Source organism: Pseudoalteromonas luteoviolacea NCIMB 1944, assembly GCF_001625565.1.
GTDB classification, from domain to species: Bacteria; Pseudomonadota; Gammaproteobacteria; order Enterobacterales; family Alteromonadaceae; genus Pseudoalteromonas; species Pseudoalteromonas luteoviolacea_F.
Genome location: NZ_AUXS01000042.1, coordinates 302,510 through 318,437, shown reverse-complemented (window position 1 = coordinate 318,437; position 15,928 = coordinate 302,510). Strand labels below are relative to the sequence as shown.

16 protein-coding genes and 2 tRNA genes are annotated in these 15,928 nt (G+C 42.9%); 5 read left to right on the top strand and 13 right to left on the bottom strand.

Translation table 11 applies throughout. The annotated features are described in order from the left end of the window. Nucleotides 1-34: 34 nt before the first annotated feature. From N483_RS16780 to trmJ, 3 genes are all read right to left on the bottom strand, one after another. Entirely contained in the window at nucleotides 35-1,249 is a 1,215-nt protein-coding gene (locus N483_RS16780) for an IscS subfamily cysteine desulfurase (RefSeq protein WP_023399922.1), read from the bottom strand. Nucleotides 1,250-1,271: 22 nt separating this feature from the next. Then, nucleotides 1,272-1,763: a Fe-S cluster assembly transcriptional regulator IscR gene (gene iscR / locus N483_RS16775; RefSeq protein WP_023399921.1), complete on the bottom strand. Its 492-nt coding sequence runs from the start codon at nucleotides 1,761-1,763 to the stop codon at nucleotides 1,272-1,274. A gap of 232 nt (nucleotides 1,764-1,995) precedes the next feature. Next, on the bottom strand, nucleotides 1,996-2,718 hold the full coding sequence (gene trmJ / locus N483_RS16770) for a tRNA (cytosine(32)/uridine(32)-2'-O)-methyltransferase TrmJ (RefSeq protein WP_023399920.1): 723 nt from the start codon (nucleotides 2,716-2,718) through the stop codon (nucleotides 1,996-1,998). Between the two features lie 182 nt (nucleotides 2,719-2,900). Between trmJ and suhB the strand changes: the two genes are divergently transcribed. Continuing rightward, nucleotides 2,901-3,704, top strand: a complete 804-nt coding sequence (gene suhB, locus N483_RS16765) for an inositol-1-monophosphatase (RefSeq protein ID WP_023399919.1) — start codon at nucleotides 2,901-2,903, stop codon at nucleotides 3,702-3,704. Nucleotides 3,705-3,770: 66 nt separating this feature from the next. Here the strand turns inward: suhB and N483_RS16760 are convergent, their stop codons facing one another. The 4 genes from N483_RS16760 to N483_RS16745 form a co-directional block, all read right to left on the bottom strand. Continuing rightward, nucleotides 3,771-4,946: a mandelate racemase/muconate lactonizing enzyme family protein gene (locus tag N483_RS16760; protein ID WP_023399918.1), complete on the bottom strand. Its 1,176-nt coding sequence runs from the start codon at nucleotides 4,944-4,946 to the stop codon at nucleotides 3,771-3,773. Nucleotides 4,947-4,954: 8 nt separating this feature from the next. Then, nucleotides 4,955-5,722 (bottom strand): class II aldolase/adducin family protein, encoded by a 768-nt coding sequence (locus tag N483_RS16755; RefSeq protein ID WP_023399917.1) that lies wholly within the window; start codon nucleotides 5,720-5,722, stop codon nucleotides 4,955-4,957. 151 nt (nucleotides 5,723-5,873) lie between these two features. After that, nucleotides 5,874-6,161, bottom strand: coding sequence for a c-type cytochrome (locus tag N483_RS16750; RefSeq protein ID WP_417714874.1), 288 nt, complete (start codon nucleotides 6,159-6,161; stop codon nucleotides 5,874-5,876). A 157-nt stretch (nucleotides 6,162-6,318) separates the two neighbouring features. Next, complete coding sequence (locus N483_RS16745) at nucleotides 6,319-6,861, bottom strand: DUF2058 domain-containing protein (protein WP_023399915.1); 543 nt, start codon at nucleotides 6,859-6,861, stop codon at nucleotides 6,319-6,321. 254 nt (nucleotides 6,862-7,115) lie between these two features. Here N483_RS16745 and N483_RS16740 point away from each other — a divergent pair, with 254 nt between their 5' ends. After that, nucleotides 7,116-8,267: an MFS transporter gene (locus N483_RS16740; RefSeq protein WP_036976439.1), complete on the top strand. Its 1,152-nt coding sequence runs from the start codon at nucleotides 7,116-7,118 to the stop codon at nucleotides 8,265-8,267. On the opposite strand, the gene N483_RS16735 is transcribed toward N483_RS16740, so the two are convergent. Both N483_RS16735 and N483_RS16730 read right to left on the bottom strand, forming a co-directional pair. Then, nucleotides 8,231-8,734, bottom strand: a complete 504-nt coding sequence (locus N483_RS16735; RefSeq protein ID WP_023399913.1) for a prolyl-tRNA synthetase associated domain-containing protein — start codon at nucleotides 8,732-8,734, stop codon at nucleotides 8,231-8,233. The two genes, N483_RS16740 and N483_RS16735, sit on opposite strands and share 37 nt — an antisense overlap. After that, nucleotides 8,731-9,132: a hypothetical protein gene (locus tag N483_RS16730; protein WP_052027392.1), complete on the bottom strand. Its 402-nt coding sequence runs from the start codon at nucleotides 9,130-9,132 to the stop codon at nucleotides 8,731-8,733. The genes N483_RS16735 and N483_RS16730 overlap by 4 nt, the downstream gene beginning before the upstream one ends. A 109-nt stretch (nucleotides 9,133-9,241) precedes the next feature. Between N483_RS16730 and N483_RS16725 the strand changes: the two genes are divergently transcribed. Continuing rightward, nucleotides 9,242-9,317: transfer RNA gene (locus N483_RS16725), tRNA-Ala, on the top strand. Between the two features lie 31 nt (nucleotides 9,318-9,348). Then, nucleotides 9,349-9,424: transfer RNA gene (locus N483_RS16720), tRNA-Ala, on the top strand. Nucleotides 9,425-9,429: 5 nt separating this feature from the next. Here the strand turns inward: N483_RS16720 and N483_RS16715 are convergent. Next, on the bottom strand, nucleotides 9,430-10,677 hold the full coding sequence (locus tag N483_RS16715; protein ID WP_023399911.1) for a glutamate-5-semialdehyde dehydrogenase: 1,248 nt from the start codon (nucleotides 10,675-10,677) through the stop codon (nucleotides 9,430-9,432). 269 nt (nucleotides 10,678-10,946) lie between these two features. On the opposite strand from N483_RS16715, the gene N483_RS16710 reads away from it, so the two are divergent. Then, nucleotides 10,947-12,803 (top strand): cation:proton antiporter, encoded by a 1,857-nt coding sequence (locus N483_RS16710; RefSeq protein ID WP_023399910.1) that lies wholly within the window; start codon nucleotides 10,947-10,949, stop codon nucleotides 12,801-12,803. 1 nt (nucleotide 12,804) lies between these two features. Here the strand turns inward: N483_RS16710 and N483_RS16705 are convergent, their stop codons facing one another. The 3 genes from N483_RS16705 to hflC all read right to left on the bottom strand — a co-directional run bounded on the left by N483_RS16705 (nucleotide 12,805) and on the right by hflC (nucleotide 15,925). Further along, on the bottom strand, nucleotides 12,805-13,428 hold the full coding sequence (locus N483_RS16705) for a tetratricopeptide repeat protein (RefSeq protein WP_023399909.1): 624 nt from the start codon (nucleotides 13,426-13,428) through the stop codon (nucleotides 12,805-12,807). Nucleotides 13,429-13,544: 116 nt separating this feature from the next. After that, complete coding sequence (locus tag N483_RS16700) at nucleotides 13,545-14,861, bottom strand: adenylosuccinate synthase (RefSeq protein ID WP_023399908.1); 1,317 nt, start codon at nucleotides 14,859-14,861, stop codon at nucleotides 13,545-13,547. A 185-nt stretch (nucleotides 14,862-15,046) separates the two neighbouring features. Next, nucleotides 15,047-15,925 carry a protease modulator HflC gene (hflC, locus tag N483_RS16695; RefSeq protein ID WP_023399907.1) on the bottom strand — a complete coding sequence of 293 codons (879 nt, stop codon included), beginning with the start codon at nucleotides 15,923-15,925 and terminating at the stop codon, nucleotides 15,047-15,049. Between the last annotated feature and the right edge of the window lie 3 nt (nucleotides 15,926-15,928).

Sequence of the window (15,928 nt, the reverse complement as noted above, 5' to 3'; positions counted from 1 at the left end):
ATACTTGCTACAGTGTCAATACAAGCTGTCTTGTTTAATGGTGTGCCCATTCAACTGAATCTAAATCAATACCGTCTTTAAACATTTCCCAAAGAGGAGACATCTCTCTCAAACGACCGATTGAGTCTTTGATAAGCTTGATGGTGTAATCAATTTCCTCTTCTGTTGTAAAACGACCGATACTGAATCGAATTGAGCTATGTGCCAATTCGTCATTGCGGCCTAGTGCACGAAGTACATAAGACGGTTCAAGGCTTGCTGATGTACAAGCAGAACCAGACGAAACGGCAATATCTTTCACAGCCATCAGAAGAGATTCACCTTCAACATAGTTGAAGCTGATATTAACAATACCCGGTACAGATTGGTCTACAGTGCCATTGAAATACACTTCTTCCATATCCATAATGCCGTCAATTAGACGCTGGCGTAGTGCGCTAATGTGTGCATGATCTTTGTCAAAATCATCCTTAGCGATACGGAAGGCAGAACCCATGCCCACAATTTGGTGTGTTGCTAAAGTACCTGAACGCATACCACGCTCATGACCACCACCGTGCATTTGCGCTTCAAGGCGAGCACGAGGTTTACGACGCACATATAACGCACCAATGCCTTTAGGGCCATAAACTTTGTGGCCAGAAAAAGACATGAAATCAACTTTTAACTGTTTCATGTCGATTGCAACTTTACCTGCGCTTTGTGCACCATCTACATGGAACATGATTTTGCGCTCGCGGCACATCTCACCGATTGTCGCAATGTCTTGAATAACACCCAGCTCGTTATTTACATGCATAACGCTGATTAAAATAGTGTCTTCGCGGATTTCACTTTCTAGCTTTTTAAGATCTAATAGGCCGTTTTCTTCTACATCCATATAAGTGACCTCAAAGCCTTGACGCTCTAGTTCACGACATGTATCAATGACCGCTTTATGCTCAGTTTTAACTGTAATGATGTGCTTACCTTTCTTTTGATAAAAGTTCGCAGCACCTTTAATTGCCAAGTTATTTGATTCAGTTGCGCCAGAAGTAAATACGATTTCACGCGGGTCTGCGTTAATCAAATCAGCGATATCATTACGTGCTTGGTCAATTAGTTCTTCGGCCTGCCAACCAAAACGGTGTGAACGGGACGCAGGATTACCAAAGTTACCATCCATTGTCAGGCATTGCATCATCTCGTCAGCAACGCGCTGATCAACCGGCGTGGTCGCAGCATAATCTAAATATATCGGTAATTTCATTTCTTTCTCCGCTTGACGCCAATTATAGTTGGCAACTCACTTGAATATTATCTAATTGCTTCATCGCATCGCTAACGCTTTTATCTTGACGTGATGCAACTGATTGCACATCAGAGTTAGCGACTAGCTCGGCAAGGGAAATACTGTTTAAAAATTCTTCTATTCGCACGCTTAAATCCGACCACAAGGTGTGGGTCAAGCAGCGCATACCACTTTGGCAACCACCACCTTCGCCGTGACACCTTGTTGCATCAACCGACTCATCCACCGCGTTGATTACATCTCCAACAGAGATCGTGTGTGCATCACGCCCAAGGAGATAACCTCCACCAGGACCCCGCACAGAGCTAACCAGCCCATTTTTACGAAGGCGTGCAAATAATTGTTCTAAATATGATAGAGATATTTCCTGACGTTCAGAAATATCAGCCAGAGGCACAGGTCCAATGTTTGCGTGTAGCGCTACATCTAGCATTGCAGTTACTGCATACCTGCCTTTTGAAGTCAGTTTCATACGCGCCTCTAGGTTACATTTATCAAATGCCGCAAATTGTAATTACCTGACTAAGATAGTCAAGTATTAACGACACCTATTGCTTATAAAATAAGTTACTACTTACTCAGTCTCATTTAGCTAATACCTGACTAATTTAATCAGGTATTATCGACATTGTAATTACCCGAGTAATTTAGTCAAGTATTACTGTGATGAAAGTATCTAATCTTTAGATTCTTTCCAATCTTGACTACTTCGTTGATTTGTTAACTGAGCTGAGAATGCCACGCAGGATGTTAAGCTCTTGATCTTCTGGTCTTGCGCGATTGAACAAACGCTTGAGTTTTGTCATCACCATGCCGGGGTGCTGCTTTACAATAAAACCAGTGTCATTCAAGGTTGATTCAAGGTGCTCATAGAATAAGGCCATTTGCTCAGACGTAGGATACTTTGTGTCATCAACTTCTGGCTTAGCTTCTTGTGTGTCCAAAAACGTCATGCGCGTTTCGTAGGTAAGTGTTTGTACAGCCATTGCTAAATTCAAAGAGCTGTATTCAGGATTTGCAGGAATACAAACATGGTAGTTACAAAGCTGTAGCTCTTCGTTTGTTAAGCCACTGTTTTCTCTTCCAAACACAAGTGCAACTGGACCATCGTTAGACTCTGTCACGAGTTTTTGTGCACATTCTCTTGGATCAACCATAGGCCAAGACAAAGTGCGAGAGCGTGCGCTTGTACCAATCACCAAACTACAATCTGCGATGGCATCTTCTAGTTTGTCTACGGTTACTGCATCACCAAGGACATCTGTCGCACCAGCTGCCAGCGCACTTGCGTGACTGTCTACCTCGCAAGCAGGATCGACTAAATATAATTTTGAAAAGCCCATGGTTTTCATTGCGCGTGCAACTGAACCAATATTTCCCGAATGTGAAGTGTTCACAAGTACGATTCTAATATCTTGTAATGCCATGCTATTTATCTCAGACAAAAATAATGGCGTAGTTTACCATAGGTTGACAGGATCAAACCACCAAACCAACTGAACAAAAAAACACCAATCTTTTTCATGCAAAGTTATTTACTTTATCGAGAAAATCGCTAGAATACGCCGGCTCAAAAAATTTAGTTCTTTTACAATTCAAAGGTAATGCTATGCATCCAATGTTAAACATTGCGGTACGCGCTGCGCGTAACGCGGGTAAAGTGATCTTACGTGCAACAGAAGATCTGTCTCAAGTTGAAGCGACTCAGAAGGGTACTAACGACTTCGTGACAAGTGTTGACACAGAAGCTGAACGTGTGATCCGTGACACAATTCTAAAATCTTACCCAGATCACGCAATTGTTGGAGAAGAACTTGGCCACACTGATGGCAAAGACAAAGATTACCTTTGGGTTATTGATCCTCTTGATGGCACAACTAACTTCATCAAAGGCATCCCTCACTTCGCAATTTCAATTGCACTTAAAGTAAAAGGCCGCGTTGAACAGGCTGTTGTTTACGATCCAATTCGTAGCGAGTTATTCACCGCATCTCGTGGCCAAGGCGCCCAATTAAACAATAAACGTATCCGTGTAACTAAGAGCAACGAGCTTGCAGGTAGCGTGCTAGCAACTGGTTTCCCATTCAAGCAAAAGCACCACTTGGATGCGTACACCGAAGCTTTTAAAGCACTATTCATTCATACAGCTGATATTCGTCGTGCAGGATCTGCTGCACTAGACATGGCATACGTTGCTGCTGGCCGTATTGACGGTTTCTATGAAATTGGTCTTAAGCCTTGGGATACAGCGGCAGGTGAACTGTTAGTAAAAGAAGCTGGCGGTATGCTTATGGACTTTGCAGGTGGTGCAAACTACAACAACAGCGGCAACATCGTCTGTGGCGCACCTAAATTGTGCCAAGCGATTGTTAAAGAGATCCGTCCAGTACTGACTGAGTCTCTACTTAAATAAGTAAACGCATTCTTTGAATACAAAAAAACCAGGCTAAGCCTGGTTTTTTATTGGATATCACGTGTGTTACTTAATTTCCACACGCTGCGAACGCATCACCACTTCATCGTTCAGCTCAATCCCAATACCTGGCTCTTCCGATACCTTAAATACCCCTTTTTCAGGCTGTGGATCCTGAAGGCAAAGCTCTCTATTCCACTTTTTAATAGCATATGTATGATGCTCATGAATTAAGAAGTTAGGAATAGCCGTTTCTAAATGCAATGAAGCCGCTGTTGCGACTGGACCGCCACAAACGTGTGCTTGAATACGGATATCAAAGATATCTGCGTAGTCACAAACTTTTTTAGTTTCAGTAAAACCACCACATAAACCAATGTCTGGCTGCAATACATCAATACTTTGATCTTCAAAATAAGGTCTTACATCCCAGCGATTATAAAGGCGTTCGCCTCCTGCGATAGGTACAGCTGTTTTATTGGCAACTTTGGCGTGTAAGGAATGGTTTAAGTAGTTCACAGGCTCTTCGTAATACATGCAGTCAAATTCTTCTGCAATCTCTGCAATTTGAATTGCCGATGTCGCACCCGGTAAACTGTGACATTCAAAAATAATATCAACTTCGTCGCCTACCGCTTCGCGGATTGCTTGCATACGCGCTCGATATAGCTTCATTTCGCCGCGAGAGATGAGCTTTGTGCGGTCATAATATGTATTGCCATCTTTGTCATACATAATTGGATCGACCTTCACCGCGTCATAGCCTTCTGCTAGCGCTTTATGAGCCGCTTCAGCATATTCATGAGGCTGTACCAATGCCTTAAACTCGCTATCCCAGTCAAATTGCAATTGTGATGCATAAGTACGTAACTCTGGATTTACTTTACCACCTAACAACTGGTAGACAGGTAAGTTTAGCGCCTTGCCTTTAATATCCCAAAGCGCAGTATCAATGGCACTCATTGCAGCATATACAACAGGACCACCGCCTAATCCCCAGAAGCTCTCTCGCAACATACGAGACCATAATAGCTCAGTTTGGAATGGGTCATGACCAATCAAAAATGCCTCAGCCATTTCTTTGATCATACTTGCCGCAGCACTGTGCCCCAAGTCATAAGCAAGCCCAGCCTCACCTACTCCCGAGATCCCTTCATCAGTATGAATTCTGATGAAGACAGGTGTCCAAGCTGGTCTGTCTGGACAGTGTATATCAAATACTTCGACGCGATTTACTTTCATTTCGACTCCTATTTGGCAAAGCCAGGATCTAAGCGATATGCTTTTCTGAGCATTGCAGGCCAAGCTAACTGACCACCGGTACTCCCGCTGTGCACAACTTTAGCTTGATTATAAATGTTATCTTGGATTGGTTGAGGTACTGCAATTGCAGGTTGCCCAGTGGCTAATATCGCCACTTGAATTTCACACGCTCTTTGCAAATCATAAAAGCGCATAAATGCATCTCCAACAGTTGGCCCCAACGTCAGACCACCATGGTTTACCAAAAGCATATGATTGGTATTGCCCAGATCTGCTTGCAAACGCGCCCTTTCGTCATCATTTACAGCAAGTCCTTCATAACCGTGATAAGACAGAGAAGGAAGAGAAAACATACTGTGTTGACTCAGAGGTTGCAGTCCACCTTCAAGGCTTGCAACGGCAATCGTTTCTTTGGTATGTAAATGAATAACGCAGTGGGCATCTTCACGTACTTCGTGGATCGCACTGTGAATTGTAAAACCAGCTGGGTTTATCTCGTAGGGTGTATCGTCGAGAATATTTCCTTGCAGATCTACTTTGACTAAATTGGATGCGGTTACCTCGTCAAAGCTCAGACCAAATGCGTTAACTAGATAATGATTGGTCCCTGGCAACCTAGCTGACATATGGGTATAAATTAAGTCACCCCAACGAAAATGCTCAACCAAACGATAACAAGCTGCAAGATCAACGCGTAACTTCCACTCTTCATCGCTCACTTTACCCTTTAGGTTTAACTCAGGTAGATCAAACATCTCTGCTCCTTACACTCACCATGGTGTTTTTAGATGTATAGAAGTCTAAAACACATAAAAAAATAGTTCAATACACAGAGCTCCCCCTGTGCAAATTAATTCGGTACTAAAAAAGCCACCATGAAAGGTGGCTTTTTCCGGCAGTCAAAACTTAGTTTACTGTAGAAAGATAGGCAGCAATCGCTTCTAGTTCTGCATCAGATACATTGGCCACCATGGCTTTCATCGCCGCAGACATACCATTGCTACGTTTGCCTGTTTTAATATCTTTCATTTGTGCTAAAAGATACTCTTTACTTTGCCCATTAACTTTTGGGTACAAAGGCATTATAGGTGACTTCCCTTCCGCTCCATGGCACGTTTGGCATAACTTTGCAGAGTACAGTGCTTTACCATCTGCAGCAGCTACATTACCACAGAGCATTGCGGTGACAGCCATGCTCGATGCAAACACAAATTGCTTTATCTTCATCATATCATTTCTCTTTTTTGACGGTTATTTAACCAGTGTAGACGACTCAAAGCCGCTCTACACAATTACTTAATTCAGTTTTAGAATATGAACCAAGTCAACGAAGAGAAATGAACCTAATACATTACCAAGTCAGGTCGTCTGGTACTTCATACCCAGCGTATGGGTCATCGTCATCCTGTTTGTCATTATTATCTTCGACATGGAAAACGATATACTTTTCATCGACCTCAGCAATTTTTCTAGCTGGATCATCTTCTAATACATAGAATTGTCCTTCCAATACACAAATTGCTAAACGCCCCTTTGATAAAGCCTGTTGTGTCTGTTCGTTTACATCTAACTCTTTTATCTTACTTTCATAAGTGAAGTTAAATGTACGATCGCCCCTGATCTCGGCTTGGTTATGGTGTTCTAGGATTTGTTTAACACGTGCGACTTGTTCACGTTCTTTTAATTCGTCTTGCTTCGCTTTATTTTGCGCTTCTGCTTTTTGCTGTTGAGCAAGCTTAGTTTGCTCAATATGTTTTTGCAGATCTGTTTTATCGCTTGTTGCGCCTTTTTTCTTTTTCTTCTTTTGCTGCTTGCGTTTTTCCGTCTTGGCAACTTTCATTTTGTGCTCAGTTGTCAAACCGGCTTTTAACAGCTGATCCTGTAAAGAACCCATAATGCCACTCCATCAATCTAAACTTGCCGCCATTTTAATAAAAAAATTAGCAAATCTCTAAACAATTTCTTTAATAGCTAGGGAAAAGTACATACAGCTTCTAACAAACACGAATTCATTTTTGAGCCATGTGCACTAATCTAGCAAAGCCACTGAAGTAATTTATGATGTATAACAAGTTTTTACTTCTTTTTAGAGAAAAAGATCCGTCAATTGTAGATAATAATAAAGTACATTCATCGCTAAGAAATTACATGCCAATATTTCATTTACTGCTCTGCTCTGTGGTTATATTTTTTGTGCTTTATGCGCCACAACCTATGCTGGCTCAATTTGCAGAATACTTTGCCATCACACCAGCGAAAGCGGGCCTTTTAATGACAGTCACCATGCTACCTTTGGCTGTGGCACCCATTTTTTATGGGCTGGTTTTAACTAGGTTTTGTAAACTCATTGTGCTTCGTAATACTATGATTGCGCTGGCACTGTGTTGTACCGTGATTGGTCTCACTGGGCAGTTCGAGCTGTTTTTAACTATGCGATTTATCGAGGGGCTATTACTACCGGCGGCGCTGACTTCAATGACAGGCTATATAGGGCAAACCTGGCAAGGCCAATGCCTGCGTAAAAACATGACCTGGTATGTAGGTAGCACCATTGCTGGGGGGTATTTAGGAAGAGCTTTGGCAGCAAATTTTGCAACATGGTGGGGGTTTGAAAGCTTTTACCTATTTAATGCTTTTTTGCTATTGATGCTTGCTTTGGTGATCAAACCAGCGTACAAAAAAACAACAACCCAACCGCCGCTCACTTCTCCAAAAGCTTATTTAAAACCTTTAAAATCGGCCAAGTTGCTGCGCCTTTATGGGGCGGTGTTTTGCATGTTTTACTGCTTTTCAGCGTTGCTAAATTACCTACCTTTTATATTGAGTAACGAGTATCAAATCAAAGACCCTAAGCTGATAGCTTGGGTATACAGTGGCTATTTAGTCGGCGCATTGATCTCTATGGTTACCCCTTTGCTATCAAAATTAACCCACAATAATTGGCAGATTTTAACGACGTTATTTGCAATATACAGCATGACTTTATTGGCCATGCAATGGAACTCTCTCAGCCTCTTTGTCGCCATGTTTACACTCTTTTGCGCTTGTATGTTTATGATACACGCCAGCGCAGCTCCCCTAGCTAACGAGCTCAGTACGGCCAATGCAAGCATCACCAATGGCGCTTACGTATCATTTTATTATTGTGGCGGAGCACTAGGTACTTTCGTACCCGGCTTTATATATCAAATATATGGGTTGGCAATCTTCTTACTTAGTTTATTATTCGTGTGTATATTTGGCGGGTACTTAGTAATGCAAAATCAACGCACTGGCAGTGAAACCCAGTGTGGAGTGTGACCACTACTTTGCCAAAATACCTTTAAATCAGCCAGCTGTAATACCCAGGTTTTGTCATTTTCAAAAGGGTGGCACTGCCATTGCTTAGCATCTTCCAATTCACTATCTAACCACAATTCAACATGATTTTCTGAGTCATTGAAGGTCGCAAGAGCAGAGACACAACCAGGCTTTACTTGCAGGTATTTCTCCAAACGCTCACTGGAACAAAACCCAAGTCGAGAAAGCCCCTGCTGCTTTGACAAACTTTTTAGATCAAGCTGCTTTTCAGCGAGCGTGATCACTAAAAAGTGCCTTTTACCATAGTTGTCGCGTAAAAATAGGTTCTTTAACCCAGTCCCATCTCGCTCAAGGCCTATTTCTTGGGCTACGCTGCAATTTTCCAATGGCATATGTTGATAACTTGTATAGCGAATATTTAATTGAGCTAGGTGTCGCTCTAACGCCTCATAGCGAGATGTAGTCACAAACAGTGCCCTCGCAATTGCACACTGCGTTGACGCCAATAAACATTGTCAATGTTATAACCGCTCTGACAATAGTTGTCGGCTTTCAAAGCTTGCTGTAATAGTGTCACAGCAGTATCCTCAAGTGCTAACTTCAATTCAGACGACTCTTCAACTCGCTGGTATTCTGCAAACCTTTTTAGCTCCTTTTTTGATATGGGCTTATTCTTAGCAAGATCCATTCGAGGTGATGACTTTACAGTCACTACAAACGCGAATTCAGGCTGACCTTCAGCGTTGACGCGCTTATGTAAGGTTTGTTTTTCTATTTCAAAATCTGGTTTTGGGGCGGAACTACATGCAACCAACATAGTTGACAAGAGCAGTAAAAATAGACGACTCATAATTTTCCTATCCATAAATTTGCCCCAGTGTACCAAAGCTGCTCGTATTTTTGAGTTTTTTAATAAAAAAACTTGACGCGGGAAGCAAAAGTCTTTAAATTTCGCCTCGTCCAAAAGACATGTTGGGGCTATAGCTCAGCTGGGAGAGCGCCTGCCTTGCACGCAGGAGGTCAGCAGTTCGATCCTGCTTAGCTCCACCAATTCTCTTTTGTGATATTCCCAATTTAAAGTGGGGCTATAGCTCAGCTGGGAGAGCGCCTGCCTTGCACGCAGGAGGTCAGCAGTTCGATCCTGCTTAGCTCCACCACTTTACTAACTTCTTATATTTCCCGTTCCATTAACCAAATATTTTTCGGTTGTTAACGACTCCAATCCCATTGGACCATATGCATGCAATTTAGTAGTTGCAATACCGATTTCAGCGCCTAAACCTAGTTGACCACCATCACTAAATCTAGATGACGCATTTACCATGACAACAGATGCATCCACGCATGTCTGAAACTGTTTAGCAGCTTGCTCAGATTTAGTACAGATAACTTCAGTGTGGTGACTGCCAAATTGGTCTATATGTACCAGTGCCCCAGAGAAATCATCAACTATGCGAATTGCGATTTCTAGTCCCAAATACTCTTCGCCAAATTCGCTATCATCCAGTACGTTTGCACAGCTAAAATAAGCAGCCGCAGACTGACAAGCATGAACCTGAACACCTGCCTCGCTCAACACTTCTCTCACCCGTGGCAAAAAGGTTTGCGCTATTGCACTGTGTACTATTAGCCCTTCGAGTGCATTGCATACACCAGTCCTCTGTGTTTTGCCATTTAAAAGCAATTCGATTGCCATATCTAAATCTGCATCTTTGTCTACATACAAGTGGCAGACCCCCTTAAAGTGCTGAATAACTGGAACAGTACTGTGCTTAGTCACAAACTCTATCAAGCCTTCCCCCCCTCTTGGGATTATTAGATCGATATAGTCCTTTTGCTGCATTAGCTCTAGCATAAGTGCTCTATCAGGATCCGGAACGACAGTGATCAGCTCAGTAGGTAAACCATGTGTATCAAGCACACTATGCATAACATGCGCTATCGCCAAGGAGCTATTTAGCGCCTCCTTTCCACCGCGCAAGATTACACCATTGCCAGACTTGAAACACAGGGCACCTGCATCAGCGGTCACATTTGGCCTAGCTTCGTAAATCATGCAAATAACACCCAAAGGTACGCGCATTTTTTGCACTTCAATGCCACTCGGTTGCTTGCCAAGAGTTCGCGTCTCACCAACTGGATCTGGAAGCGCCGCCACTTCCTCTAACCCTACAGCCATATCGTTTATACGTTGCGAGTTTAAAGTTAAACGGTCTACCATTGCCTGAGAAAGCTGATTGTCCCGTGCCGCGCCAAGGTCTAGCGCGTTCGCCTCTAAAATACCCTGCTCGTTTGCTCTAAGCGCGCTAGCCATCTCGATCAGTATGGCGTTTTTCTGTTCAGTATCGAGAATCGCCAGCTTTTTTGCAGCCTTTGCGGCGTTCTTCGCCAAATTAGTTATTAATGTCATTGCCTTCCTCTCATCCCTTGCTTTATGTGTCTTCACACAAAGCCTGTCACTCAGACCTTGATAATACGCATTTTAAAAGAGCTGGGTAAAGTGAATATTGTTTAAATTGCACACTTAAATTGCTCGTCCCCCTACCAGAAAATTTGTCAAAAGAATCGGAAAAAAGAGCGCACTTTTAACAGCTTATTCTCTTTTTTGACTTATTTACTATGATATAACGAGGCTAACACTATACTAATATTCAATAAGCTAACTAAGCTGGAGAGTTTATGTCGGCTATTTACATCGCCGCAATTGCCATATGTTCTGTATTTGCCCAATGGCTGGCATGGGTTGCCAAAGTACCCGCTATTTTATTTTTACTTTTGACAGGGCTATTGCTTGGCCCTGTTTCTGGTGTGTTAGACCCCGATAAACTATTAGGTGATCTCCTTTTTCCCGTCGTATCCCTGTCTGTTGCCATCATTCTTTTTGAAGGATCTTTGACGCTTCACTTTCGAGAGCTAAAGGGAATTGGAAAAGTAGTTCGTAACCTCTGCTCAATTGGCATGTTAACCACCTTCGTTATAATTACGGCCTGTGCCATTTATGTATTGGAGCTGGATTGGCCCGTCGCGGCCGTTTTGGGCGCAGTACTGGTTGTAACCGGACCCACAGTTATAGCGCCAATGCTTAATGCCATGCGTCCAACCAAAGATATAGATCGAATTTTACGTTGGGAAGGCATTGTTATTGACCCAATCGGCGCTTTATTCGCTGTATTGGTGTTTGAGGCTGTCAGTTTAGTCGACCAAGACGGTGTATTCAGCCACACATTAATGGCACTGCTATCAACACTCGGCGTCGGATTAAGTGTGGGTATCGTTTCTGGCTGGTTTACCAGCTATATTATCCGCAAAGAGTGGCTGCCATTTGAGCTGCACAAGTTTGGAATATTAGCTCTGGTCTTGATGAGCTTTACACTGTCAAACCATTTAAGTCACGAGTCAGGCTTACTAGCCGTGACGATTTTTGGTATTTGGCTTGCCAATCAGGATGATTTAGAAATAGATGCTGTGCTAGAGTTCAAAGAAGACTTGTCGATGATATTGATTTCTAGCCTATTTATTTTACTTGCTGCACGTTTGAAGCTAGAAGAGCTAATGATGCTAGATAGTGGAATTTTTTGGTTTTTAGCCATCGTGTTATTTGTCGCCAGACCCCTCAGTATTGCCGTTTCGACTTTTAACAGTGACATTCCGCTCAAATCTCGCTTAATGCTCGCATGGATTGCCCCACGCGGTATTGTTGCCGCTGCGGTAGGATCTGTATTTGCGCTCAGTATGGCACAATCCGGGCACCCAGATGCGGCTAAGATTGTACCGCTCATTTTCACTGTCATCATTGTCACAGTCATACTTCAAAGTTTAACTGCAACACCTTTGGCACGGCTGCTGGGTGTACGACAACCCAGTCCAAATACCCTGTTGATCATTGGTGCCAACCATGTAGCACGCGCAATTGCCTGTGGACTAAAAGAGCAAAATATAGACGTTTACCTATCTGATCCAGCATGGGAGAACTGCAAAATGGCGAGAATGGACGGCCTGCCTTGTTATTATGGTAACCCGCAATCGGAACATGCGGAGCGCTACCTGCCCCTAACCAGCCTTCATTCGGTGCTCGCTTTATCGCCAAATCGCCACCACAATGCATTAGGCGTACAGTACTTTTCTCATTTACTCGATGAGCAGAGTGTCTATTCGTTAAAATCATCGACAAACCACGCCAAAGCAAATAAAGACAGTGCAACGTTTTTATCTCGGCAAATCTTATTTGGAGACACAGGTAATTACGCCAAACTAAGTAGTTTAATGGCAAAAGGCGGTAAAGTAAGTGCAACTAGACTGTCAGAGGAATTCAGTTGGGAGCAATACTTAGAAATTAATAAAGAAGCAATTCCCTTGTTCATCATTTCTGAACAGAAAAAAGAGGACGATCCTTTATCCGTGAGGCCTTTTACCTCCGAAGAGGAGAAGCTCCCACAACAGGGTGACAAAATTTTGGCTTTGCAGCCACCTAAAATGTCTATTTTGAAAGACCCTGCAAGCAAAGAATCCTCTATTGGAGAGAAGTTAAGTAGCTAAGTTAATTTGGTAATCTAGCCCGTTTGATAACACTCTCGGGCATTTTTTTAGCCAAGCTCGTCAGTGAACTTTCAATTTTTTTGTGCACCTGCTTATCTGCAACTACAGCATGAAACAACCATCGATAAGCATCTTCATAGTCTCGGGGGCTTCCAAACCCCTGATTGAATAACCCAACAAGACGCAATTGGGCATTTAAGTTCCCAAGCGCAGCTGCTTCGCGTAAATATACAATTGCCATCGCTTTGTCAGCCTGTACCAACTGACCTATGTCATAGTATCTGCCGAGTTGCTCGAGCGCCGCGGCTAGGCCTTGCTGTGCCGCTTGCTTCATATAATACAGACCCAACTCCACATCGCGCTCAACGCAGACTGCATATGCCAACATATCGCCATACAAAAACTGATAAGAAGGCAGGCCCATAATTTCCGCTCGCGCTTCTATATCCTGCACTAACTGGCAATCATCGTCTTTCACACGCTGTAAATGGGCATTATTATTGATTAAGGTGATCAACTCATCCTGAGTGTATAAAGGCACTGCCTCTATTTGTTCATTGGCAGCACAGTGTCCTGCAAGTATGAACCCAAGCGTTATAAGAGGAAGTCGAAGTGTTCTAATCATAATATTTGGCAATTATTTGATGTCTACAAATATGAATACAAAAACCATACCAAATTATTTTATAGGACATAATTGGATATAAAAAAAGCTGCCGAAGCAGCTTTTTTTACTTTTCATTATTCGCCGAATGGGTTGCGAACAATCATTGTTTCTACACGGTCTGGGCCTGTTGAAATGATATCAATTGGCACACCGGTAATTTCTTCTAAGCGTTTGATGTAGTTAATAGCTGCTTCAGGAAGCTGCTCAACTGAAGTTGCGCCGAATGTGTTCTCGCTCCAACCTGGCATCTCTTCATAAACAGGCGTTACCTTCTCGTAACCTTCTGCCGCAAGAGGTGTTACGTTTGTAACTGTGCCATCTTCTAGTTGGTAACCAGTACAAATTTTGATTGTCTCTACACCATCTAAAACATCTAGTTTAGTTAAGCAGAAACCAGTGATACTGTTGATTTGTACCGCACGACGCATAGCAACCGCGTCAAACCAACCTGTACGACGTAAACGGCCTGTCGTCGCGCCAAATTCATGACCTTTTTCACCTAAGTGCTTACCAACTGGGTCCTGCTTGTCTACACCGTCGTAAAGCTCAGTTGGGAAAGGACCTGAACCAACACGTGTTGTGTAAGCTTTAACAATACCTAGCACGTAATCTAGGTTTAACGGACCAAAACCAGCACCCGTGGCTACACCACCTGCTGTGGTATTTGACGAAGTAACATAAGGGTATGTACCGTGGTCGATGTCTAGAAGTGTGCCCTGCGCACCTTCAAACAAGATGTTGTCACCTTTCTCACGAGTTTGATCAAGTAGCTCTGTTACATCAACAACCATTGCTTTCAGGATTTCAGCAATTTCCATTGCGTCATCGTAAGTCTTCTGGAAATCAACAGGCTCAACTTTGTAGTAGTGCTCAAGTGAGAAGTTGTGGTACTCAATAACTTCTTTAAGTTTTGCAGCGAATTGCTCTGGATTGAATAGGTCGCCAACACGAAGGCCGCGACGTGCAACTTTGTCTTCGTACGCTGGACCAATACCACGACCGGTTGTACCGATTGCTTTGTTGCCACGTGCAAGCTCACGAGCTTGGTCTAGTGCAACATGGTAAGGAAGAATTAGCGGACATGCTTCACTGATTAGTAGGCGTTCGCGAACAGGTACGCCACGCTCTTCAAGCATGTTTACTTCTTTCATTAGTGCATCAGGTGCTAATACAACACCGTTACCGATCACACACTTTACGTTGTCACGTAAAATACCAGATGGGATCAAATGTAGTACTGTTTTCTCACCATTAATAACCAAAGTATGGCCCGCGTTGTGTCCACCTTGATAGCGTACAACTAAAGAAGCCTTATCTGTAAGTAGGTCTACAACCTTACCTTTACCTTCGTCACCCCATTGGGTGCCTAATACAACGACGTTTTTACCCATTGCAATATCACTTAGAAAAAATTAGGCGCAGATTTTACCAGAAAAGGTAGGGTAAAATCACCCTGTTTCGAATGATTTTTCTTCAGACATTTTGATATTAAATAAAAGCGTTTGAAATAAATACAAAAAAGCCCGACACATTGCGGGCTTTTTATTTCAAATTAATGACTTTACGACAGCAAAGGCTACTTGGCGTCCTTCTGCTTCATGTAGTCAAAAAACTCACTATCAGGCGAAAGTACCATAACATCGCTTTTGCTCGTGAAAGTTTTCTTATACGCTTCTAACGAACGAATAAAGCCAAAGAACTCAGGATCTTTATTGTACGCTTGAGCATAAATGTTTGCGGCTTCAGCATCACCTTCACCTCGAACTGTTCGCGCATTACGCTCAGCATCAGCTAGCATAACAGTTACACGACGGTCCACTTCTGCACGAATGGTTTCTGCTTTCTCTTGACCTTCTGAACGGTGCTCTTTAGCAACCGCCGTACGCTCAGCACGCATACGTTGGAAAATTGAATTGCTGACTTCATTCGGTAAGTTAATTTGCTTAACGCGCACATCCAGTACTTCAATACCTAGTTCTTGTGCACTATCAGATGCCTGAACCAGCGCTTCCGCCATCAACTCACTGCGCTCTCCCGAGACAATTTCTTTAATTGTACGAGAACCAAAGTTTGTTCTTAAGCCATTGTTTACTTTCTGTTTTAGTAGCGTTTCTGCATATTGCTTGTCACCGCGAGCTCGCAGGTAGAAGTTAGAGAAATCACTGACACGCCATTTGACATAAGAATCAACGATAAGGTCTTTCTTCTCACTTGTAACGAACCTATCCGGTGCTCCGTCAAGCGTTTGAATACGTGCATCTAGGTGACGTACTTGGCTAAAGAAAGGCACTTTAAGATGTAAACCAGGCTCATAAACAACCGCGTTATCTGCACTATCTTTTTGTACTTTACTAAATAGCAGCACAATCGCACGCTGCCCTTCAGTTACAACAAAGACAGAAGAGAACCCCAACAGGGCGAGAAGTATTAAAAAGACAAAACCAAAATTTCTCATCAA